This is a genomic window from Streptomyces broussonetiae, assembly GCF_009796285.1.
In the GTDB taxonomy this organism is placed as follows: domain Bacteria; phylum Actinomycetota; class Actinomycetes; order Streptomycetales; family Streptomycetaceae; genus Streptomyces; species Streptomyces broussonetiae.
Genome location: NZ_CP047020.1, coordinates 640,635 through 661,735, shown reverse-complemented (window position 1 = coordinate 661,735; position 21,101 = coordinate 640,635). Strand labels below are relative to the sequence as shown.

18 protein-coding genes and 2 pseudogenes are annotated in these 21,101 nt (G+C 69.6%); 12 read left to right on the top strand and 8 right to left on the bottom strand.

Annotated features, from left to right (window positions below; all coding sequences use genetic code 11):
* Positions 1-16: 16 nt before the first annotated feature.
* The 3 genes from GQF42_RS03295 (at position 17) to GQF42_RS03285 (ending at position 2,303) form a co-directional block, all read left to right on the top strand.
* On the top strand, positions 17-448 hold the full coding sequence (locus GQF42_RS03295) for an Rrf2 family transcriptional regulator (RefSeq protein WP_158917447.1): 432 nt from the start codon (positions 17-19) through the stop codon (positions 446-448).
* An 87-nt stretch (positions 449-535) separates the two neighbouring features.
* The gene (locus GQF42_RS03290; protein WP_158917445.1) at positions 536-1,291 is read left to right on the top strand and encodes an SDR family NAD(P)-dependent oxidoreductase; all 756 of its coding nucleotides are present in this window, start codon (positions 536-538) and stop codon (positions 1,289-1,291) included.
* A 742-nt stretch (positions 1,292-2,033) separates the two neighbouring features.
* The gene (locus GQF42_RS03285; RefSeq protein ID WP_158917443.1) at positions 2,034-2,303 is read left to right on the top strand and encodes a hypothetical protein; all 270 of its coding nucleotides are present in this window, start codon (positions 2,034-2,036) and stop codon (positions 2,301-2,303) included.
* 734 nt (positions 2,304-3,037) lie between these two features.
* Here GQF42_RS03285 and GQF42_RS03275 read toward each other — a convergent pair.
* Positions 3,038-3,181: pseudogene (locus tag GQF42_RS03275) on the bottom strand (transposase); the annotation flags it as partial.
* Positions 3,182-3,811: 630 nt separating this feature from the next.
* The gene (locus GQF42_RS03270; protein WP_158917439.1) at positions 3,812-5,062 is read right to left on the bottom strand and encodes an arylsulfotransferase family protein; all 1,251 of its coding nucleotides are present in this window, start codon (positions 5,060-5,062) and stop codon (positions 3,812-3,814) included.
* 1,117 nt (positions 5,063-6,179) lie between these two features.
* Between GQF42_RS03270 and GQF42_RS03265 the strand changes: the two genes are divergently transcribed.
* On the top strand, positions 6,180-7,349 hold the full coding sequence (locus tag GQF42_RS03265) for an alpha/beta fold hydrolase (RefSeq protein WP_199272554.1): 1,170 nt from the start codon (positions 6,180-6,182) through the stop codon (positions 7,347-7,349).
* A gap of 209 nt (positions 7,350-7,558) precedes the next feature.
* Here the strand turns inward: GQF42_RS03265 and GQF42_RS03260 are convergent, their stop codons facing one another.
* The 4 genes from GQF42_RS03260 to istA form a co-directional block, all read right to left on the bottom strand.
* Positions 7,559-7,726 (bottom strand): hypothetical protein, encoded by a 168-nt coding sequence (locus GQF42_RS03260; protein WP_158917437.1) that lies wholly within the window; start codon positions 7,724-7,726, stop codon positions 7,559-7,561.
* A 29-nt stretch (positions 7,727-7,755) separates the two neighbouring features.
* The gene (locus GQF42_RS46845; RefSeq protein WP_267906119.1) at positions 7,756-7,884 is read right to left on the bottom strand and encodes a hypothetical protein; all 129 of its coding nucleotides are present in this window, start codon (positions 7,882-7,884) and stop codon (positions 7,756-7,758) included.
* A 1,897-nt stretch (positions 7,885-9,781) separates the two neighbouring features.
* Entirely contained in the window at positions 9,782-10,579 is a 798-nt protein-coding gene (gene istB / locus GQF42_RS03255; RefSeq protein ID WP_158917305.1) for an IS21-like element helper ATPase IstB, read from the bottom strand.
* The gene (gene istA, locus GQF42_RS03250) at positions 10,579-11,826 is read right to left on the bottom strand and encodes an IS21 family transposase (RefSeq protein WP_199272553.1); all 1,248 of its coding nucleotides are present in this window, start codon (positions 11,824-11,826) and stop codon (positions 10,579-10,581) included. The genes istB and istA overlap by 1 nt, the downstream gene beginning before the upstream one ends.
* A gap of 126 nt (positions 11,827-11,952) precedes the next feature.
* Between istA and GQF42_RS03245 the strand changes: the two genes are divergently transcribed.
* Positions 11,953-12,855: a helix-turn-helix domain-containing protein gene (locus tag GQF42_RS03245; protein WP_158917435.1), complete on the top strand. Its 903-nt coding sequence runs from the start codon at positions 11,953-11,955 to the stop codon at positions 12,853-12,855.
* Between the two features lie 170 nt (positions 12,856-13,025).
* On the opposite strand, the gene GQF42_RS03240 is transcribed toward GQF42_RS03245, so the two are convergent.
* Positions 13,026-13,880: a hypothetical protein gene (locus tag GQF42_RS03240; protein WP_158917433.1), complete on the bottom strand. Its 855-nt coding sequence runs from the start codon at positions 13,878-13,880 to the stop codon at positions 13,026-13,028.
* Between the two features lie 468 nt (positions 13,881-14,348).
* Between GQF42_RS03240 and GQF42_RS03235 the strand changes: the two genes are divergently transcribed.
* The 7 genes and pseudogenes from GQF42_RS03235 (at position 14,349) to GQF42_RS03205 (ending at position 20,606) form a co-directional block, all read left to right on the top strand.
* Positions 14,349-15,302, top strand: a complete 954-nt coding sequence (locus GQF42_RS03235; RefSeq protein ID WP_158917431.1) for an SDR family NAD(P)-dependent oxidoreductase — start codon at positions 14,349-14,351, stop codon at positions 15,300-15,302.
* Positions 15,303-15,780: 478 nt separating this feature from the next.
* Positions 15,781-17,001, top strand: a complete 1,221-nt coding sequence (locus GQF42_RS03230; RefSeq protein WP_158917429.1) for a glycosyltransferase 87 family protein — start codon at positions 15,781-15,783, stop codon at positions 16,999-17,001.
* 96 nt (positions 17,002-17,097) lie between these two features.
* Complete coding sequence (locus GQF42_RS03225; protein WP_158917427.1) at positions 17,098-17,355, top strand: hypothetical protein; 258 nt, start codon at positions 17,098-17,100, stop codon at positions 17,353-17,355.
* A 418-nt stretch (positions 17,356-17,773) separates the two neighbouring features.
* The gene (locus tag GQF42_RS03220; protein WP_158917425.1) at positions 17,774-17,944 is read left to right on the top strand and encodes a hydrophobic protein; all 171 of its coding nucleotides are present in this window, start codon (positions 17,774-17,776) and stop codon (positions 17,942-17,944) included.
* A 326-nt stretch (positions 17,945-18,270) separates the two neighbouring features.
* Positions 18,271-19,116, top strand: a complete 846-nt coding sequence (locus tag GQF42_RS03215) for an RNA polymerase sigma factor SigF (RefSeq protein ID WP_158917423.1) — start codon at positions 18,271-18,273, stop codon at positions 19,114-19,116.
* Positions 19,117-19,671: 555 nt separating this feature from the next.
* Positions 19,672-20,115 (top strand): annotated as a pseudogene (locus tag GQF42_RS03210) (DUF2867 domain-containing protein); the annotation flags it as partial.
* Between the two features lie 167 nt (positions 20,116-20,282).
* Complete coding sequence (locus GQF42_RS03205) at positions 20,283-20,606, top strand: hypothetical protein (RefSeq protein WP_158917421.1); 324 nt, start codon at positions 20,283-20,285, stop codon at positions 20,604-20,606.
* Between the two features lie 13 nt (positions 20,607-20,619).
* Here the strand turns inward: GQF42_RS03205 and GQF42_RS03200 are convergent, their stop codons facing one another.
* The gene (locus tag GQF42_RS03200; protein WP_158917419.1) at positions 20,620-20,997 is read right to left on the bottom strand and encodes an ATP-binding protein; all 378 of its coding nucleotides are present in this window, start codon (positions 20,995-20,997) and stop codon (positions 20,620-20,622) included.
* Positions 20,998-21,101: the final 104 nt, after the last annotated feature.

Below are 21,101 nucleotides of genomic sequence, written 5' to 3'. Positions count from 1 at the left end.
TCGGAGGTGGTGAGCGATGAGTGCCAACAGTAGATTGACCGTCGCCGCACACGCCCTGACCTGGATCGGGCTGTATCAGCGCCGCGGCCACGAGGTCGCCACGTCCGAGCAGATCGCGACAAGCGTCAACACCAATCCCGTGGTGATCCGCCGCTTGCTGGCTCAACTGCGCAAGGCCGGCTTGGCCGACTCGCGAAGGGGTGCGGGCGCCGGTTGGACGCTGTCGCGGGACCTGTCGGCGATCACCCTGCTCGATGTCTACGAGGCGGTGGGACCGGGGCCGATCTTCGCCCTGCATCCCGCCACTCCCGACCCCGAGTGCGTCGTGGGTCACGGCATCGGGGCGGTGATGGGCGCCGTCTACGACGGGATCGAAACGACCCTCCGCAAGGAGCTGTCAAGAACCACGCTCGAGGACGTACTGCGCGACGTACTGAAAGCCGCCTAGCCCCGACCGTCGGCCCGGCCGGGACGAGGCGCTTTCTGCACCCTGAAATGTAACAGCAATGGTTACATCAAGAATCCGGAGTGACTCATGGGACAGCTGGACAACAAAACCGCCCTCGTGACCGGGGCCTCCACCGGCATCGGCCTGGCCGTCGCCCGGCGGTTCGCCCTCGAGGGAGCGACCGTGTACCTCACCGGCCGCCGCAGGGCCGAGCTGGAGGCCGCCGTCGAGCAGGTCGGCAACGGTGCCATCGGTATCCAAAGTGACGTATCGAAACTCGACGACCTCGACCGGCTCTTCGGCGAGATCAGCGAGCGCAGCGGTCATCTCGACGTCGTCGTGGCCAATGCCGGCGTCGGCGACTTCGCTCCTCTCGGCGCGATCACCGAGGAGGCGTTCGACCGCACCACCTCCATCAACCTCAAGGGCACGGTCTTCACCGTCCAAAAGGCGCTCCCGCTACTGTCGGCCGGTGCCTCGGTGATCCTGCTCTCCTCCAGTGCGGCCCTGCGCGGCGTTCCGGGACTGGGCGTGTACGCCGCCACCAAGGCCGCGATCCGCAGCCTCGCCCGCACCTGGGCCGCCGAACTCGCCGGTCGCGGCATCCGCGTCAACGCCCTCACCCCCGGCCCTGTGGCAACCCCCGGCGGCGACGAGTTGCGGGCCGCATTCCCGCAAGGCGATCAGGCCTCCGCGGCGACCGAGTCCGCTGCGCCGACCCCGCTCGGCCGAGCCGGCCGTCCCGACGAGGTCGCCGCCACAGCCCTCTACCTGGCCGGGGACCAGAGCTCTTTCACCACCGGCGCGGAACTGTTCGTCGACGGCGGTGCCACCCAGCTCTAGACCGACGCTGTTGCTCGCCGCCACCGGTCCGTGACCTGCCCGGCTTGGGGCGCACCGTTGCGGATCACGGAACGGTCCAGCCGGCGGAAGCCGAGCGGCCGGACTTCAGACACCGTCCCGCCGCGGATCAGGGGCCGGCGCCGGGCGGAACCGGCCCCATCCGCGCACCGTTCGTCTGCGCCCCGCGCTGGACGGCCCGGCACATCCGCAGATGGTGGGTGCGTCCCGTCCGGTGCCGGTGGGCCCGGCGAGTCAGTTGCTGGCCGCGCTTGCCGCGGTGGCCGCCAGTACCGTGACGCCTACGCCGAGATGCACTGCAGGCTCTGCCTGCTGGATCGTGTTGCGCTCGGCGTGGACACCCGTCTGGCCCTGGTCTGGCTGTTGGCGGCGGGGGGATGGTGAGGCCGGGCGCCGTTACCGGCTGTACGCCGGGTGGATGAAGCAGGGCAGTGTCGTCCCGGTGCTTTTCCCGTCCGGCGGGTCAGGGGCTGGTCGGGGCCGGGTGGGGTGGTGATGCGCTGCGTGCCCGGGGGAGAGGATCGCGGTGGCCGGGCCGGGGTCGGCCGCCTTCAGCTGCCCCATGGCCGACGTGCGGCTGTCGGGTCTTCCCGGGTGACTGAGAAGCCTGGGGCTGGAACTGACACCGCGTGACGTCATCCTGTTGGCCTGCGCCGACCGGCAGAACTGTCCGGCCGCGGTGAGGATGAGCGGGACAGGAGGGGGGAACCGAAAGGAGCCGATCATGTTCCGCTCGATGGCCACGGTACTGGCCGCTACTGCCCTCACCGGATTCCTGGGCGCCGGTATCGCCAGCGCCGTGCCCGACCAGTCCCCGGCCCTTGCGGCCGTCACCCAGCAGGTACGAGGCGGTGACGGCGACGGTGTCGGTGGCGTCGGCCCCGGCGGCAGCGACGTCGGTGTGGGCGTCGGTGGTCTCGACGCCAGTGGCACCGTCGGTGTCGGCGGTCTCAACGCCAGCGGCAACGAGGGCACCGGCGTCGGAGGCCTGTGAGGTTCCCGCCACTGTTTCCTGTCGGCCCCCGCCTCGTGGCGGGGGCCGACAGGCTGCGGGGCACCGCCCGGCGTAACGTGGCTCCTCACGGCATTTCCCTGCACCAGGGCTCGCGCTCATGCGGGCGTGGCCCCAGACTTCGGGCGGCGGCAGCCGCGGGGCGAGTGATCACGGGCTCGTGCCGGCCGCCGGATAGGGCCGGCTCCCCGCCTGCCCGCACTGGCCCGGTCCGGCCCGATGGCGCTTGAGGCCCTCCCGTTGCGGTGGCTGCTGGAAAGCACCCCGGCATGACGGGCGAAGACCAGTAGGTTCGTCTGGTCGAGGGAGATGACCGAGCCCGCTCGCAGGTGCGTTCCAGTGACTGCGCCGCCGGTGAGGGCACAAGCGCATCCCAGGTCGATATCCTCGCTCGCGGTACTGGATACTCGATCCGTCACATGATCGGTTCGCAGCTCGGCGAATGCCGTCGCGCCCACCTCAGAAGGCAGCTCCCAGCGTGTTCCATGAAACCCCGATATTCAACCGTCTTGTCGCCGAACGTGGAGATGTGCCGGCCCAGGCTCGTGGTGAAGCCGACCGTGTACGCCACGAGCTGGCGCGGGTCTTGCCCTCCGCTCCCTGGCCTGTCGCCCGCACGGTTCGTCAGCAGCCTCAACTGCCCGGCGGAAGCGTCTTTCCGGCCGCCCTGTGAGACACGCGTCCGGGGCCGCCGGGCCGCACGATGTGCCGATGTCGTAGTAGGCGCGGGAGGCGGGGCCGGCCAGGGCAGCGAACGCGGACAGGAAGAAGGCCCGCCCGAGCTGCCTGCTTCCCCGCCGGGAGGGCTGTTCGCCCCGGATCGAGGAACCCGAACTTCTGGTTTCCCGGGCGTTGCCAGAGACGCCTTCCACCACGTCCCGTGGCAATCATGCAGCTCCGGTACTTCGCCCTGGACCATTTGCTCGGGCCATCGGACCTGGGCGTCCAGGACGTCGGTGGGCGTACTCACCCGTCCATGGGCGAGTAGTACCTATTGCCGTCGCCCCGCGGCCCTCCACCAGGTCGGCTCCGCCGTCGCGTCTCCCATCGTATGCAGTGCGGTTGGGCGCGAGAAGACCGGCGCACCGCGATCCCGTGGACCGCGGCGGCGCCGGCTACCCGGCCGGGCACGCCGCTGGACTGAACGACCGACGCCGCCCTGTTCTGCCGCAGACGATGCTGTGGCCTTCGCCGTCACGCAGTGGCCGGCCGGAGTGCCCGGCCCGGCCAGGCCAGTTGAGCCGCGTCCCAGGCGGCAGAACCACTGTGCGGCCGGCTGCCGCGTTTTCCCCCGCCCGGGTGCATTGCGGCGAGTGGTTCCTGGAGAGCGAATGCCGTCGTCTGCGCTCGGGCGGGTCGATAGCACCGTGATCACCCCCGCTGCTCATCCCGCCCGGGGCTACGCCCACTCCACACCCAGCTGGGCGAATGCTGCCCCCTGGGTGCTGCCGTCGTAGACGAGGTCCCCACCGGCCGACGTTCGGAGGCCCTTAGGCAGGCTGCTGCGCCCTCTCGAGACCGGCCTGCTTCCAGGGGAAGCGGTACGCACGGTAGGTGTTCACGCCCGTGGGGAACTGGGCCTTGAACACGACCTTCCCGGAGGCGTTGAACTCGGAGACGTACGGAAGCGACCCCCATCCGACGAACACTCCTCCCCGGCGCAGCGGCTGCGCGTTGCCCTGCGAGGACGCGCTGAGGCCGTCCGGCTGATTCACGGACTTCACCAGCGTCGCCGTACGCGTCTTCTCGTCCACGCGGACGGTGACCACCCGGCTGAACGGAAGCTCCTCCACCGTCCCGGCCCCCGTGTTCGCGACCCCCGCGGACTCGTTGTCGAACCAGCTGTACAGGCCGCCGCCGAGCGGTTCGGGATCGTGCTGCCAGGAGAAGATCGTCCCGGCCGTGTTCAGGTACTGGCCGGGCGCGGCCTGCTCCTTGAACGTGCCGGCCTTGCCGCCGAGCTGCCACAGCACGGTGCCGTCGTGCCGGTCGACCTTGTACGTGGTCCACGTGTTGCGGGCATCGATGAGCAGGTCACCATCGGTGTCGGGCTTCACCGCGTTGATGTGGAACCAGTCCCACGGCTTGTCCGGCGACGACGGCAGCGGCTGCTCACTCTGCGCGTACGGCACGTGATCGGCCGCCTTCCACTGGAACAGGACCCGGCCCGTACGGATGTCTATCTCCTGTACCACGCCGTCGATGACCGCCTGGTGCGCCGATCCTCCGATGCCCGTCAGATCGGCCGTCTCCTGCTTGTACGCCAGGATCAGCGCGGTGCCGCGACCCGTGATCAGGAACTCGTGCCCGTCGGCGGTGTACCCGTTCCCGGCACGGACCTCGGCGACCTTCTGATACCGGTTGTCATAGACGTAGTTCACCCCGCTCGCGAGGGAGCCGAGCCCGGTGCCCTGCCACCAGGTCAGAACCGGCCTGCCCCGGTAGGTCTGGGCGCGGAAGTCCGTCGCCTGCTGCCCGGCCGGCACCTTGTGAGACCACACGACGTGCCTACCGTTGCCGCTCAGGATCTCCACGCCGTTGGAGTAGGCGCTGTTCGCCGAGTTCGGCGAGACGAAGATGTCCCCGTGGCTTGCTGTGCCCCTGTCGGCAAGGACGGTCAGTGGCGGCAGCGGCTTGCCGTCCGGGGCTGCGGATGCGGTGCCGGCCAGGGGCAGCAGGCCGGTGACGGCAGTGGCGGCAGCCGCGATCAGGACCCGCGCGGGTATGGAGTTGTGACGCATCAGGTGTCCGTTTCTGGCAGCCCGAAGCCGAACCGGTCGGCACGGTCACGGGCATGCGAGGAAGGCGCACACCCGACCGGGCATGCGCAGTGCGAGATGGTGACTTACAGGAAGGTGCTACAGGAAGGTGCTGCCGCGCACAGCCCGTGAGGCTGTCGGGCGCGGACAGGTGCCGCTGGAGGCTAAACGGCTCTCAACAGGGGCGACACGCGGCAGAACACACCCGCATGTGGTCGATGTGACCGCGAGTCGTGAGGATCTTCCGCCGCTGCATGGGCCAGAACGTAGCCGCGCACGGACCGGCGCGTCAATCAATGTCCACACAGCGAACAGCACGAAGCGCCGCTCACAGCGCCGTGGAAGAGGCGACAGTTGGGCACGGCCCGGAGGTGCCTCGCCTCCTTCCCCCGGATCCCACCCCGCTTCCTGGTGCGGGTCTGACCGTCGGACCGTGACTGGGCCACCCGGTGGCGGCAACTCGACGGTCGGACAAGCAACTTGACAGGTTTTCGCAATCCGGATGGGGCCGTCGATGTACGCGACGTCGACGGTAGTGGTGCCCAGGCGCACGGGGCCGAGGCGCTGCGCGTAGACGTCCATACCGATCTCGCTTCGCAGCGGAACAGACCGGCGGTCTTCGTGTCCCTGATGGGCAGCGGCGGCGACATCGACCAGGGAGCGGACCGCTCCGATGGCCCAGCTCGCCGGGCTGCGACTGCCAGTGTTCTGCCGTGCCCAAAGGTCCGCACGTCCCTTCCGACTCGGGCCATGTGTCGCCAGAGCCCAGCGTTCCTCTCGGAGCAGGCGGTGTCGGATTTGGACCGTCTGCTCGGGGCGACCTGCACGGCAAAGGAGCGGACGGAGTCCGGCCGGAGAGCTTTCGGGCGTCCTGTTGCAGCGGATCGCGATGTGGTGTTTGCACAGGTGGGCGCCGTTGGCGCGGGAGGGGCAGCGGAGGGCCGTACTCCTGGCGGGGTAGTCGCACAGCCTCTCCACAGCGGATGTGTCCGGTGATCGCCGCGGCGCATGCTGGCCGCTGTCACCGCCACGAGGTGGTGCACATTCATCGGACAGGGGGCGAACGATCATGCCCGAGCTGAGCAGGAGGGCGTCGCGCGTGGGCAGGAGGTCATTGCTGGCCGCAGCGCTGGGTACAGCGGCCGTGGGTACGGTCGGGGCTGCCGCGCCGGCGGGCCGAGGGCCGGAGCGGCGGCCCGAGGGCTCCGTGGAGGGCGGCCCGGCGATCCGCCACCGGGTCGTACGGACGAACGGCATACACATGCATGTGGCGGAGGCGGGTCAGGGACCGGCTGTCCTTCTCCTGCACGGCTTTCCCGAACTCTGGTACTCCTGGCGGCATCAGCTGCCGGCTCTTGCCGCGGCCGGATTCCGGGCCATCGCTCCCGACCTGCGGGGCTACGGCCGTACGGATGCCCCTGCGGACGCCCGTAGCTACAGCCTGCGCAACAACCTGGCCGACCTGGCCGGCCTGCACGACGCGTTGGGCATCGACTCCGCCGCCCTCGTCGGCCACGATCAGGGTGCCACGATCGCGTGGGCGGCGGCGCAGCTGATGCCTCGACGATTTCCGGCGATGGTCGCGCTGGGGGTGCCGTATCCGGCTCGTCCCCCGCTGCCCATCACCCAGCTGATCCGCAAGAACAACCCGGGCAAGTTCAACGTCGTGCTGTACTTCCAGCAACCCGGCGTCGCAGAGACCGAGTTGGACGCCGATGCCGCCCGCACACTGCGCATGACCATGTACGCGCTGTCCGGCCAGGCGCCCGCCGATCTGGTTCCGCGCTGGCTGCTCGACACGCCGGAGCCCTCCGGCTACCTCACCCCGCTCCCCGACCCAGGGGCCCCGGCCCACTGGTTCCCATGGCTCGGCGACACCGAACTCGACTACTACGCAGACGAGTTCAGGCGCACGGGATTCGCCGGCGCGATCCGCCGCTACCGCACCTTCGACTTCGACTGGTCGGACCTGCCCGAGGTCGGCACACTTCAGGTCCACCAGCCCACGCTGTACATCACGGGCGAGCTCGACTCCGCCTACCGGTTCAGCTCCCTGGACCCCATGCGTGCCCTGGTGCCCGGTCTGCGGGACATCATCAAGCTGCCCGGCTGCGGCCACTGGACCCAACAGGAACGCGCCCCTGAGGTCAACGATCACATCGTGTCCTTCCTCCACTCCGCATACGCACCTGGTGGCTCTCGGTACAGGAACCGCGACGCCCAGGTGTCGGCTTCGGGTGTGATCAGGCCGCCTGGCAGAGTGCATTGATTCCGTGACGGCAGCCGTCCGGTCGTGGGAGCCGGAGAGGGATTCGGCGGCACGGCGCCGGACGTCGGGGGCCGGGTCCCGGAGCAGGCCGAGCAGGCTTTCGTGAGCGGGGCGGGTGGCGCAAGGCCTCTGTGCGGCGGTGCAGTTACTCGGCATCCCCCGTCCCGTACCAGTCCCGAGCGAGGTCGAGCAGCCGTTTTCGTTCGGCCTCAGCGATCCGCAGCCGGGGGGTTCTTGCCGAGCGCGGCGCCGACCAGTGCCGGGGAGCCGAGGTCGACCGCCCGCAGGAGCGGTGTTGCACCGTCCGGCAGCACGACGCACGAGTCGGCGCCGCTGTCCGTCAGGGCGTCGGCGGTCTCGTGGCCGAACCCGCGCACGGCGGCGCAGAGCAACGGGAGGCCGGGGCTCAGGCGTTCGGATCGGCGCCGTCCTGGAGACATGCGTTCACCGCGTGTGAGTCCTTGGCGATCACGGCTGCCACAAGCTGGTCGTTCGCATCGGTCGGGTTGCGCAGATCGTGCTGTGGTGCGGTCATCTTCCCCCCGGTGATCCACCGGACAGCACGCCGTCCGGCGCCGAGCCCGGGCTGAGCCGACTCCCCGGCCTTCGGCCGCTACCTGCCCGGGAGGCAGCGGCCTGACGCGGTGGACGCCCGAGAGCGTGCTCGCAAGAGTGTCGAACGCTACTGGATCGAACGCCATGTCGACCTGTGGGGACCGGGCCGGCGGCCGGAGCGTCTCGGCCTGCTCCTCGCCTTTCACCGCATCCTGTGGTGGTTGCTGTCGTGTCCGCACCGACGAGCGGAGTGATCCTCCGCAGCGGGCGGCCGAGCCTCGGGCCGTGCGTGCCCGGTCTCGAGGAGGGTCGGATCACCTGAGAGACCACTTGCGTTCGTCGCCGTCCTCCCTCCGCCGTGCGGCCGGGGATCCGGGCCGGGCCTGTGGTGGAGGTGCTCTCCGCTTGGGTGCGGCCCGGGATTGTCCCGTTCCGGCGTTCCAGGCAGCCCGTCTCTGCCCCGGGCATGGCCCGTTTTCGTATCCCAGCGTCCTGAAGTGCCGCGATGGCCTTGTGGCTGGGACGGGGCGCCTCACAGGCTCGGAGCGCTCAGACTCGCAGGGCCGCAGGCTCGGCCGAGCCCGTGACCCGGCGGGCTGGAGTCTGCGTGTGCCTGCTGAAGGCGGGCGTATCTGGATCAAAGTCCCGAACCGCCCGCCGCAGGTCATCGAGATCGAAATCCTCTGACGCGTCGGCGGGCCCCGCCATTCACCCGGCGTGAGGCGATCGCTGCCGACTCACCGATGCCGGCCATGCCTTTTGGGGCGTAGCCGGCATCGGCTGGTACGAGAGGCTACGCGCTGCTGGGCGTCGACGGGCCGGGCACTTCACCGGTGGGGTTGCCGCTGGTGCTCGAGCACCGGCGTGGGCACGGTGCGTCCACGTCTCGAGGCCCGTCCCACAGGCTGCCCCGCACGCTGCTGCGGAGCGACCTGCCGACATCGAACACATCGCCACCGCCTCGGTCCGGCAACGCGTTCCTGGTAGGCGGGCAGGTCATCGATCTCGGCAGGGGAGTTCCGGAACGGCACCGGATCCGGCACCGGTACGGTCTGCACCGGTGCTCCTCCCGGGCCGCGGCAGGGAAGCGTGCCGCCGTCGCCCGGGCGCGGGCCACCGATTGCCGTTGGACCGTGGACGCGTTCCCGCGCCGGTTCGCCGGCAGTACCCGCACCTCTGCCGTGACCTCGAACCGATCCCCGATCGGGCACCCGGGCGGTCCTCGCACCAGGACCAGCTTCGGCTCGCAGGCGCGACCGTCATGCCGAATCGGTGGCCGACGCGGCCGGGGGAGGTTCTCGAGTTCGTTGTCCGAGGTCTCGGTTGCAGGCTCGTGGTCACGTAGGGAGGCTGCCCCGCCGCTGTCACTGCCAACGTCGGCTGCAAACGATCGAGGGGCGGCTTCGTGAAGACCGCTCCTGATGGACCTTCAGCTCGCCAAAATCACCGCGAGCAGCATCTGATCAGGCAAGACGTCGAAGTTCAGCGGTAGCAGTCCCGGCTGCCGAGCGCGGACGGCTCATCGACCGTACGTCGACATACCGCCCCTCGTCCGTGTGCGGAATGGGTGTCCGGTTGGTCGTTGAGGCCGGTGGGCTGCTGGGTGGGGTGTGCGTTGAATGCCGTTGGCCTCGCGAGGGCAACGGCCGTTGCTGACGCATAACCTGCTTCCCAGGCCGTCTACGCTGCAAGACCATACAGGTGCGGCAGAATCGGCCTTGCTTCCGGGCGCTGCGGCGGCTGTCCACACGGGGGTGTGACTCGAGGGTGATGACTGTTTCCAGCCGGGACTGGCCGGCATCCGTGTCGGCGGTCTTCGAAAGCTGACCCGGTGCTCGACTCCGAAGATGGACCCCCGCTGCGTCAGTTGATGTTGGTCATTCCCCGGTGTTGGCCGCGGGAACCCGTCCGAGGTCGCGGCCGCGCATGCGGTAGCTGTCGCCCTTCAACGAGATGACCTCTGCGTGGTGGACGAGGCGGTCGATCATCGCGGCGGCAACCGTGTCGTCGCCGAATACCTCGCCCCAGCGTCCGAAGGGCTTGTTGCTGGTCACGATCACGGAGGCGCGTTCGTAGCGGCCGGAGATGAACTGGAAGAACAGGTTCGCGGCCTCGGGTTCGAAGGGGATGTATCCGACCTCGTCGACCACGATCAGGGGGATCCGCCCGAGCCGGGTGAGTTCGTCGCTCAGGCGGCCGGCTTGATGGGCGTCGGCGAGGCGGGCGACCCACTGGGCGGCGGTGGCGAAGGCGACCCGGTGGCCAGCCTGGCAGGCCCGGATCCCGAGCCCGGTGGCGAGGTGGGTCTTGCCGGTGCCGGGCGGCCCCAGAAAGATCACGTTCTCCTTCCCGACGACGAAGTCCAGCGTCCCGAGATGGGCGATGACCTCGCGTTTCACGGACCGCTGGTGATCGAAGTCGAAGTCCTCCAGCGACTTGCGGGAGGGGAAACGGGCCGCCCGGATGCGTCCCTCGGCGCCGTGACTGTCGCGGGCGGCGACCTCCCGCTGCAGGCAGGCGGCCAGATACTCCTCATGACTCCAGCCCTCATCCCGGGCCCGATCGGCCAGCCGCACGGCTGCGTCCCGCAATGCTGGGGCCTTCAACGCCTTGGTGAGATAGGCCAGTTCGGAGGAGACGTCGCGGGCTTTCGAGGTCTGCTTGCTGGTGGCCATCAGGCGACTCCCTCGCCCGTGCTCAGGCCGCCGTCGATGACGCCGAAGATCCGGTCGTAGGTGTCGAGCGGTCGCTGTTCGACGTCGAGCTGGTCGGCTGCGACCGGCTGCTGCCGGGCCCGTTCGCGGCCGGCCTTCGCGGCGGCCGCGTGGGAGGGGTCGGTGAGGGACTGGTGGCGGGCCCAGCAGCGGGCATGCCGGGCGACTTCGGTGCCCTCGCAGAAGGCCAGGACCTGGTCCAGGTCGGCCTTCACCTCGATGCGGCGGCCGATCGCCAGGGGATGGATGGAGTAGTCGTTGGTGTCGATGCGGACGTAGTGGTCGCGTGGCAGTCGGAGCGATGTTCGCCACCAGCCCGGTGGATCGACCGGCGGCAGCGACAGCATCCTGGCCTTGTCCGTCTCGACCCGGTCGGCCGGGCGGGCCTGCAGGGTGCGGTGGATGCGCCGGTTGGCCTTGGTCAGCCAGTCGGCGAGCTGGATGTTGAAGTCGGTCGGCGAGGCGAAGATGCGGCCGGGCAGGAAGCTGGTTTCCAGATAGCCGTTGGCCCGCTCGACCAGGCCCTTGGCCTCCGGGTCGCCCGGCCTGCACTGGATGATGCGGATGCCCAGCAGTCCGGCGAACGCTGCGAAGTCTTCGGTGAGTTGGGGCCGTCCGCCCCGCCAGGAACCCACGGCGGCTTCGTTGTCCCAGACGAGCGCCTTGGGCACCGCCCCGAGCCCGGTCAACAGCCGCCAGTGCCCGGCAATCAGGTCGGCCGCGGTCTTCGTCGGCAGCATCCTGGCCGTGATCCAGCGCGAGTAGCCGGCCACCATCACCAGCACCGGCGGGCTGCCGGTCTGCCCGAACCCGAGTGGGATCTCTGCCGGCGGGAACCACAAGTCGCACTGGGCCAGCTCGCCCGGCTCATAGCCGGTCCGCGAGACCGGGTCCGCCGCCTGATAGACCGGCCGCAGTTCCCGCACCCGCCGCCGGACCACCGCATAGGAGCGACTCCAGCCGATCCGTTCGGCAATCACCGTCGCGGGCATCTCCGGGAACCGCTGCAGCAGCTCGCGGATCTGCGGCTCGACCGCATCGACGATCGAGCCCTTCGGCTCCCGCTGATACTTCGGCGCTGCCTCGCTCTTCAGGGCCCGCCGCACCGTGTTCCGCGAGATTCCCAGATGCCTCGCGATCGCCCGGATCGGCATCTGCTCGGCCCGGTGCAACCGGCGGATCTCCGCCCAGTCCTCCACGTCGATCACCCTTCCTCCCGGCCTGACTCAACGAGTCAGACCACTGGAGGGGGTCAACATTCAAAGTCGGAGAGTGGTCCCCTTTTCGAAGTTCACCGACAGGCATCCGAGCGATTCAGCTGGTTTCGTGAGCTGGTGGCCCGCGACATTGCGCCGTACGACATCGTCACCGAACACGTCCAGGACTTTCCGGCCTCAGCGACGATATTGCCGCTGGATGACCGAATCGGTATCTCCAGCCTGACGTTTCCCGCGATGCAGTCGATTCGTTCGCGCCGTCTCATCCAGCGTTCCGATCCCGAACTGTGGGTACTGGCCCTGGACCTCAGGGGGGCCATACAGAGGGAGCAGGGCCGCAGTCATGTCGATCTGCGTCCGGGTGACATGGTGCTCTACGACACCTCCCAGCCGTTCTGGGCATCAGTCGCCACCGACGATGTGGCCCAAGCCGTCATGCTGCAGCTGCCTCGGCACATGGTGCCCGTTCCGGAGCAGGCACTGCGTCGGCTGGTGGCTACTGCGATGCCGGCCAGAACGGGCGTCGGCGCCCTGTTGAGCGGGATGCTCGGCGGGCTCATCGAGCAGGGGCCACATTTGGCAGCGGGTCAGGCCGCTCGGCTGACGTCCGTGGTGGTCGACCTGACCACCGCCTTCCTCGCCGGCCTGTGCGAGGCTGACGGCCCGCAGACCAGCGCGGCGCGGAAGACGGCGCTGCTGCACCAGATCAAGTCCTTCATCAGGTCCCGGCTCGGCGAGCCCGAACTCACGCCGGCGGCCGTCGCCGCAGCACACCACGTCTCGTTGCGCAGCCTGCACTACCTGTTTCGGGAGGACGGCAGGACAGTCGGCGAATTCATCCGCGAGCAACGGCTCCAGCGGTGCCGGGCCAACCTCTTGGACTCCCGCATGGCCGACCGTACTATCGCCCAGATCGCGCTCCGCGCAGGATTCTCCGATGCAGCCACCTTCAGCCGGGCCTTCAAAGCACGCTACGGAACGTCCCCGGGTGAATTCCGTCGAAATCGTGGAGAACCATAGGCCCTGGCTGCGAGGATGCCTGGGTCGGCAGCCCGCGTGCATCGAGGACCTCTGCGACATCACCACTGCTGCGCCAGCGGGGCCATGATCCTGGTGGTACCCCACATCCTGCGCCGGCACGGATATGGGTGCTGTCCTCGCTTCTGGCGCCGTTCCGCTCGGGCGAGGCTTCAGCCACCTCTCAGCCTCACGCCGAACCGGGTGCGCAGCCGGTGGATCTCCCAGCATGCGATCGCCGTCACCGTGGCCGGACCGCCGACGAGCAGCGCATAGGCGATCGGCGTCGGTCCGCTGGGCAGTTTCGCGGTGGCCGCGAACGCCCAGACCAGGAAAATGGCCAGCACAGGCGGGGCCGCAGGGTGAACCGCGGCCGCACCGAAGCCGGTTCGCGCGACAGCGGCCGAGGCGAACAGGAACATGAACACCGCCCACACGACTCCCACCAGGAACGCCATGGACAGCCACGTACCCACAGAGCCGCCGAGCCGGGAGGGGTCGGACACGCTCCAGCCGACGACCAGTACGACAATGAACAGCAACGTTCCTACGAACAGGCCGAGTTGACGCAATGAAGCACGCGTGGCGGCCCACATCGCCGGCCGGCGGCTGGGCGACGCACACCAGACGAGGACCATGAAGACGACCGGGGCGCCGACGACGAGCAGCCACGGCGTGGAAAGGAGCGCGCCCCAGCGATCCGAGAGCGACTCGCGTATGTCCTGCACGGAGCCGAAGGCCACGACATCCGCGACAGACGCCGCGATCGCCGCACACGTCCGGAGCCTCTTGACGCGTGCCACGCCCGGATCGTGCACGGTGGCGGAGCCTGCGCCGCGCAGGAACAGACGCCAGGCGACGCGGCGGGCGCTGCGGGCGAGGCGGTACAGCCCGACCACGGGAGCGAGCAGCAGCAGAACCGGTGACAGAAGGAACAACACGCCGCCGGGCAGGCGGCCGAGGAGCCTGCGCAGTGAGGGCCAGTCCCGGAAATGTGCCGTGCCGCCGGTGCCAGAGGTAGGTGGCACAGGCACCCCGTTCAGCGCCGAGGCCGGCACTGGGCCGCTTCCCGGTCGGATGGAGTCCATGTCCGCACACCTCGCCCTCGGGCTCCGCTACGCCTTCAACGCATCCCCCGGCAAGACGTGCGGGTCGCACGATGCGGTTCCCGCATGATGTCGTGTGAGACCGAGCGGCCGAGTTGGCCTGTGAGTGTCAGGGGCGGCCCGCCGGGGTGTCGAGGTTGGCCTGCGTGGGCTCAGCACCCGTTCCCGCCGGATGCACTCGGACGGGGCCGGTGTACCGCTTGCCCCTGAAGCTCTCCGTGGCGGGCCACTGGGAGCCCGATCGCGCGCCCACGCGGCAGAGTGCCGGCCGGCTGACGGGGCTGTCGGTGATCTGCAGGCGATGTGTCGGTGGTTGCCCGGATCGTGGGCGGAACGCGCTCCCTGTGAGCGTCCGCCTTCTGATCGTTCAATCGCAAAGGGGCTGTCGCCATGTCGTCGTCCGTGCCTTCGACCTCGCTCTGGGACGTCCACCGGCTGCCACGTGCCGATGACCGGCTCTTCCTGGTCACTGGTGGCAACGCCGGGATCGGGTACTTCATCGCGGAGCAGTTGTCCGCGACCGGCGCCACCGTCGTGCTCGGCAGCCGGAGGCAGGAGAAGGCCAAAGCCGCCCAGGCCGCGATCCGCGACCGCGTCCCCGGTGCTCGGGTGCGTACTCTGCGGCTGGACCTCGCCGACCTCTCGTCGCTGCGCAAGGCCGCGGACGCACTGGGGTCCGCACACCTCGACGCGGTGGTCCACAACGCCGGGATCGCGCTCGACGACCCGCCGCGCCGGGAGACCCGAGACGGTCACGAGGTCATGTTCGGCACGAACCACCTTGGGCATTTCGCCCTGACCGGGTGGCTGATGCCGCTTCTGTCAGCCGCGCCTGCGGCCCGCGTCGTGACCATGGGCAGCTTCGCGGCGAAGTCCGAGCGGCTGGACCTGGGCGACCTGCAGTCGCGGCAGGACTACCGGCCCAAGCGGACGTACGGACGGTCCAAGCTGGCGCAGATGTACTTCGGGCTCGAACTCGACCGCCGCCTGCGCGCCACCGGCAGCACGGTGAAGAGCGTAGTGGCCCATCCCGGCGGAGCCCTGGACTCTCTTACCCCTTCGCGTCCGCCCGTGCAGGTACGGTCCTTCGGCACCTGGTTGCGCGGGGCGCCTGCCGGCGTCCTCCTCCAGGGCAAACACGCCGGCGCCTGGCCTGCGGTGCGAGCCGTGCTCGACCCGACCGTGCACGGCGGCCAATTGTGGGGACCTCGCGTGTTCAGCCTGCGCGGCAGGCCCCGGCTCGATCCGGTGTGGCCGCATCTTGCCGATACCGCCGTCGCGGCGGAACTGTGGGGCGTGAGCCGCGACTTGACCGGCATTGACCCCTGCAGCATCCCCGAATAGCGCAGACGTGGGAGCAACTGGCTTGGTCCATGTGGCCGTGGGCCAATTTCACCATGCCGCTGGACTTGGCCCCGCTTGGCTTCGGCGCGGCCGGGCAGCCCGCAACTCACCGCGCCCCTGGGGCCGTTGGTCGGCAACCAGCCGGCGGCCGCGGTCCTGAACCCGTCAGGGCCCGGGCACGTGGTCCGGGGGAGTGGTCGATATCCAGTGCGAAGACCTGGCGCCGGGTGGCGGTGTCGGTGTGCTCGACGGTTCCGGGGACGCGCGGGCCGTGCTGTGACGGGTGGCGGCGTGGTCGTTCGCTTGCAGCCATTCACAGGGCGGCTCGACAAGATAACGTACTAAGTTCATCGTGTTGTCACCTTCATGCGGGTCGCCACCGGCAGTGTGACCCGTGTAAGGCGGTTGACGGAGAGGTCCTGAAAACGTGGCGGTGTGGTGGCGTGGAACGGTGACCGCGGGTCGCTCAAGGACGTGGATGCCGGTGCTGGCCTGGGCGGTGACGCGAGCCGTACTGCTGCTGACGCTCTTCGGCACTCTGCGCTTCCCCGGTGACGACGTCCGCCCCGACGTGGTCGTCATCTACCACGGCTGGTACGAACGGCTGGTGACCGGTAGCTTTCCGGTCCACGATGTCACCTGGCAGTACCCGCCCGCTGCGGCGGCGGCCTTCCTCGCCCCGGCACTGCTGCCGTTCCTTACTTACTCGCACGCCTTCTACCTGCTCGCCTGCGCCGCCGACGCGACGGTCCTGGCGATGCTGCTGAGGGCCGGGCGGGCCCGCGGCCGGGACCTGGCCGGCGCCTGGCTGTGGGTCGCCGGGGTCGCCGTGCTCGGCCCGCTGGCCCTGGCCCGCTACGACGTGATGGTCACCGCGCTCGCGGTCGCCGCCCTGCTGGCCGCCGCACGGCACCCCCGGGTGGCAGGCGCGCTGGCCGCCATCGGCGCGCTGGTCAAGGTCTGGCCGGTACTCGTGCTCGCCGGTGTGCGGCCGGGCCGTACGACCCGTCGCTCCTGGGGGGCGGCGCTGGTCACCACCGTCGGAGTCAGCGCCGCGTTCCTGGCATTCACCCGGGGACCGTTCACGTTCCTCACCGAGCAGCGTCAGCGCGGCGTCGAGATCGAGTCGCTGGGCGCCCTGCCGTTCCATGTCCTGCGCTGGCTCGGCCTGTGGCACGGCACCTCCCGGCTGCACTACGGGTCGTTCGAGTTCCTCGGCCCGTACGTGCCCACCGCGGCCCGGATCGCACTGGCCGGCGCGGTGCTGGCCTTCTGCTGGCTGGTCTGGTGGCGGGTACGGGCCCGCACGTTCAGCGACATCGCGCTCTACGACGCGGCGTTCGCCGCGGTGCTGGTGTTCGTCACCACCAGCCGGGTGATCAGCCCGCAGTACCTGATCTGGCTGCTCGGCCTCGGCGCGCTCTGCCTGACCAGCCGCTCCACAGTCCAGCGCCGGCCTGTGCTGCTCATTCTGGCCGCGTGCTTCTTCACGGTGCTCGAATTCCCCGTCGGCTTCGGCCAGGTCGTGCGGAGCGATCTGCCGGGCATAGTCGTACTGCTCATCCGCGACGGGCTGCTGCTGGTGGCGACGGTCTCGGCCTGCCGCCGGCTCTGGCGCAGTACGGCGTCGCGGCCCGAAGCGACGCCTGACGACGCGGCGTCCTCGGACGCGGACTACGCGGTGGCACACACGGGTTGAGCGACCCCAGGACCGCGGGGCCGTGGGCCGTCACAGCGGAAGTGGACGGAAGCGGCGGAGACGGCAAGCAGGTATTGAGCGGCGATCCCCGTGCCGGTGCTGGTGTCGAGAATCGAGTGCCGGTCACGGCGGGCGGCCCGGCTGGTGCCGGTGCGGCTGTTCTACGACTACCTCGTCGAGGAAGGCTCCTCCGCACTCCCGGTACCGCACCTGCGCGAAGACTGTGTCGCGACGGTCGGCGCGTTCACGTGCGCGCATGAGGACGCCGCCTGGCGCGAGCTGAGCCTGTCCACCGACAGCGACGGACTCCCCGACCTCGTGGAGATGCCGGTCGCCCGCGTCGTCCGACCCTGAACACACGAACTCGCGGCGGCAGCACACAGCCTCCGCACCTGCCGGAAATCCGGCCTCACGAGAAGCCGCGCAAGCGTGACACCCCGGGGGCGAGCCCACGCGGGGACTTGCTCGCGCGGTTGGGCGACTTGGCCTTCCCGGTTGTACGGAAACGACGACCGTCGGCATCTTCATCCTCTTTACACTGACCGTGGCCGTCTCACCGCTGGGCATCGGCCTGGTGGCCACTCCACGCGGGCAGAACGGTGCCGGTCTTTGAAGACGTCGTTTCGCCGGACGCCATGGTGAATCCGCCTCCTGTAGCGGTGCCGTCTTAGGGATGGGTTCTCGCCGACTCTCGGTCATCCTCCGTAAGCGAGGCACTCGGGGTGCATGATCGACAAATCGAAGGGAAAACGGGCTGTAGGAGGTTGTGACTATGGTTCCCCTGTTGCTCGTTCTGCTCTTGGCGCTGCTGCTGTTCGGTGCCGGTTTCGCTCTGAAGATCCTGTGGTGGGTCGCGGTCTTCGTGCTGGTGGTGTGGCTGCTCGGGTTCGCCGTCCGCTCCGTCGGTCCCGGCGGTGGCCGCAGCCGCTGGTACAGGTGGTGACCTGGCCGCGACACCCGCCGGTGTGCCGGCGGCCAGGGCTCGGCCGGATGTCCGGCCGGGCCTGTCGGCGGCGCGGGCGAGGCGGTCCCGCCGGCGGCCTCGATTCTTTCGTAACGCCCGGCACAAGTGCTGGGCGAAGCCCCCCCAGTCCTGCTGTCCGACGCGGTTCGTCTGTACGGGCGAGTCGGCGCGGCCCGCGCACTTGCGGCCGCGGGCGGTCTGTGTGAGGGCAGGAATGACATGACGATCTTGGGGTAGCAGCGCGACTGCCGACTGCTACCGGTGGCCGGCGTTCTGGTTGGTTCCAGGTCGGGAGGGATACAGAGATGACGCTCATGGACACCACGGCGACGCACACCCAGACGACGGAGCTGCCGGAGGTCGCGGCTCCCTCCCAGGTGACGCCGAGGGACGCGCGCGAACTGTCCAGGCTCTTCTTCGACCAGCTGCAACAGCTGGAGGAAGGCACGCATGAGTACCAGTACGCGCGGAACACGCTGATCGAGATGAACATGTCCCTGGTCCGCTACGCGGCGGGCCGGTTCCGCAGCCGGGGGCCGCAGGAGGCCGAGGACATCGTCCAGACCGGCATGATCGGACTGATCAAGGCGATCGACCGGTTCGAGCTGTCCCGTGAGGTGGAGTTCACCTCCTTCGCCATTCCCTACATCGTGGGCGAGATCAAGCGGTTCTTCCGGGACACCACCTGGGCCGTGCACGTGCCGCGCCGGCTGCAGGAGGCCCGGACCCAGCTGGCCCGGGCGACCGAGGAACTCCAGACGCGTCTGGGCCGTACCCCCACGGTGACGGAACTGGCCGGCCTGATGTCCCTGTCGGAACAGGAGGTGGTGGAAGCTCGGTTGGCATCCAACGGCTACAGCTCCGCCTCCCTGGACGCAGCCCTTGGCAACGGTGATGACGGCGAAGCGGCCCTGCAGGACTTCATCGGCACCGAGGACCAGGCTCTGGAACTGGTCGAGGACTTCCACACCCTGGCCCCGCTGATCGACCAGCTCGGTGATCGGGACCGGCAGATCATTCACCTGCGGTTCGTGGAGGAACTCACCCAGGCCCAGATCGGCGAGCGCCTCGGCGTCTCCCAGATGCACGTCTCCCGCCTGCTCACCCGCTGTCTCAAGCGGTTGCGCGAGGGCATGCTCACCACCCACTGACGGACGACCTGTACTTGATGGTGGGCCCGTCGCGGATGCGACGGGCCCACCACCGGTTCTGGCCTGCCCGCGCATCGGCCGACGCTCGTAGCGTCGCCCGCGCCGCTTGGACGTTTCATCGAGTCTCCGGGTCGCCTTCGGGAAGCGGCCACTGCGACCGGTTGGGGGCGCCGAGGCAGCGGTTTCAGCAGCCAACGCAGCTCTCCACCTCCCGGTCCTTGGCTCCCCTCCTCGTCGGCTCTCCAAGCCTGTCCCGTTCTGGGGCCGATGCCCCAGGGCCAGTCCCGGGCGCCGACTGGCTCAATGACAACGCGCTTGCGCCGGGGCGGGCCGGCTGATTCCAACTGGTGGCTCAGGCAGCTGCGTTGGCGAGAGAACGGGGTCATGAATGAACGACGCCGTCCCGGCCGCGCCCTGGCACATGGGTGGCTTCGTCCAGCAGGGCGATACCCGGTCACCGGGGTGCTGAGCTGCGGCGGGACGGGCGTCGCGCACTGGGTCAGGCATCCGGAGGGGGCATCGACCTGGCCAAGAGGAGTCGAGGCGGACGTGGCGCCGGAGGTACTGTGGCAGGTCATCGAGGGCATCGGCGGCGAGAACGGCTGGTACTCCCTTCCGCTGGCCTGGGCCGCGCGCGGCTGGCTCGACCGCCTCGTCGGCGGCGTCGGCCTGCGCCGGGGCCGGCGGGATGCCCGACGGCTGCGGGCCGGTGACTCGCTCGATTTCTGGCGGGTCGAGGAGATCGAACGCGGCCGGCTGCTGCGGCTGCGCGCCGAGATGCGGCTACCCGGCCTGGCCTGGCTGGAGATGCGAGTGGACGGCAACGGCAGTGGCCCTGTCCGCTACCGGCAGCGGGCGCTGTTCCACCCCCGCGGCCTGCTGGGCCATCTGTACTGGTGGAGTATCAAGCCCCTCCACGCGGTCGTCTTCGGAGGCATGTCCCGCAACATCGTCCGCGCCGCCGCCCGCGTCCAGCACGACCACCCCCCACACCGCTGAGCCGGCCACGACCGGCCGCATCGCATCCGGAAGCGCCGATTCGGAGGCGGGGGAGAGAAGTTGAAGCCCATGCGCGGTACAGCATGCGGTCGGCCAGGCCCCAGGTCGGCTCGTGCCACGGATGTTCGGTGACATCGGCACCCACTTCGGCGACGAGAGACGATGACATGCGCCGGATCGCGGGGCGGCCGGTCGGGTTCGAATGCCCGGCGCAGCGCGGCGACGAACGTACGCAATGCGCCAACGGTGCGGGCTGGCGGATCGGTCCACAAGCCGCCAGAACCGAGAAACCCAAGATCACCTCGAACCTGGTCGAGCCGGGCGTCACCCTCGCGATCGCCCGTACCTGTACCGTCCCGCTGCCCGCCTCGGGGTGGGGCAACCGGTCGCTGCTCTTCCGCGTCCCAGCCGGCAGCCTCGTCAACTTCTCTCCCGCCCCGGCACCCGGCGACTGTCGAGAAGTTCGCGCAGTGAGCGGCGAGGTGGGGTGACCCCGCGCTGGACTCAGCGCGCCAGTGCGAGCACCGCCTCGATTGTCTTGCCGGACCTGTGTGTGCTGACTCGTACCTCTTCCGCCAGCTCCAGGACCAGCGGCCAGCCGAATCCACCGGGCTCCCCCAGTGGAGTGTCGCGCTGGTACGGCGGTGTGGGGCTGGCGTCCGCCACGCGGACGGTCACGGTCTCCTCGTCTGCCTGCAGTCCGAAGCCGGTGACTCCGCCCGCGTGCCGGATGGCGTTCGTGACCAGTTCCGACACGGTGAGAAGTACCGCATCCGCCTGGCTGGAGTCGTCGGGCTCCAGCACGGACAGGAAGGTCCGCGTGATCCCGCGTGCGTCCTCGGCGAGGCGAGGGCTGCCGGCGGACGAGTGTGCATCCTCCATGAAGGGGAGCACGATCACTCACCTCCGATCTCAATGGGCACTTTTGTCCGCTTACCCGGCAGGGCTGTGATTAGACGCGTTCCACCGCGAGGCGAGGCCCACAG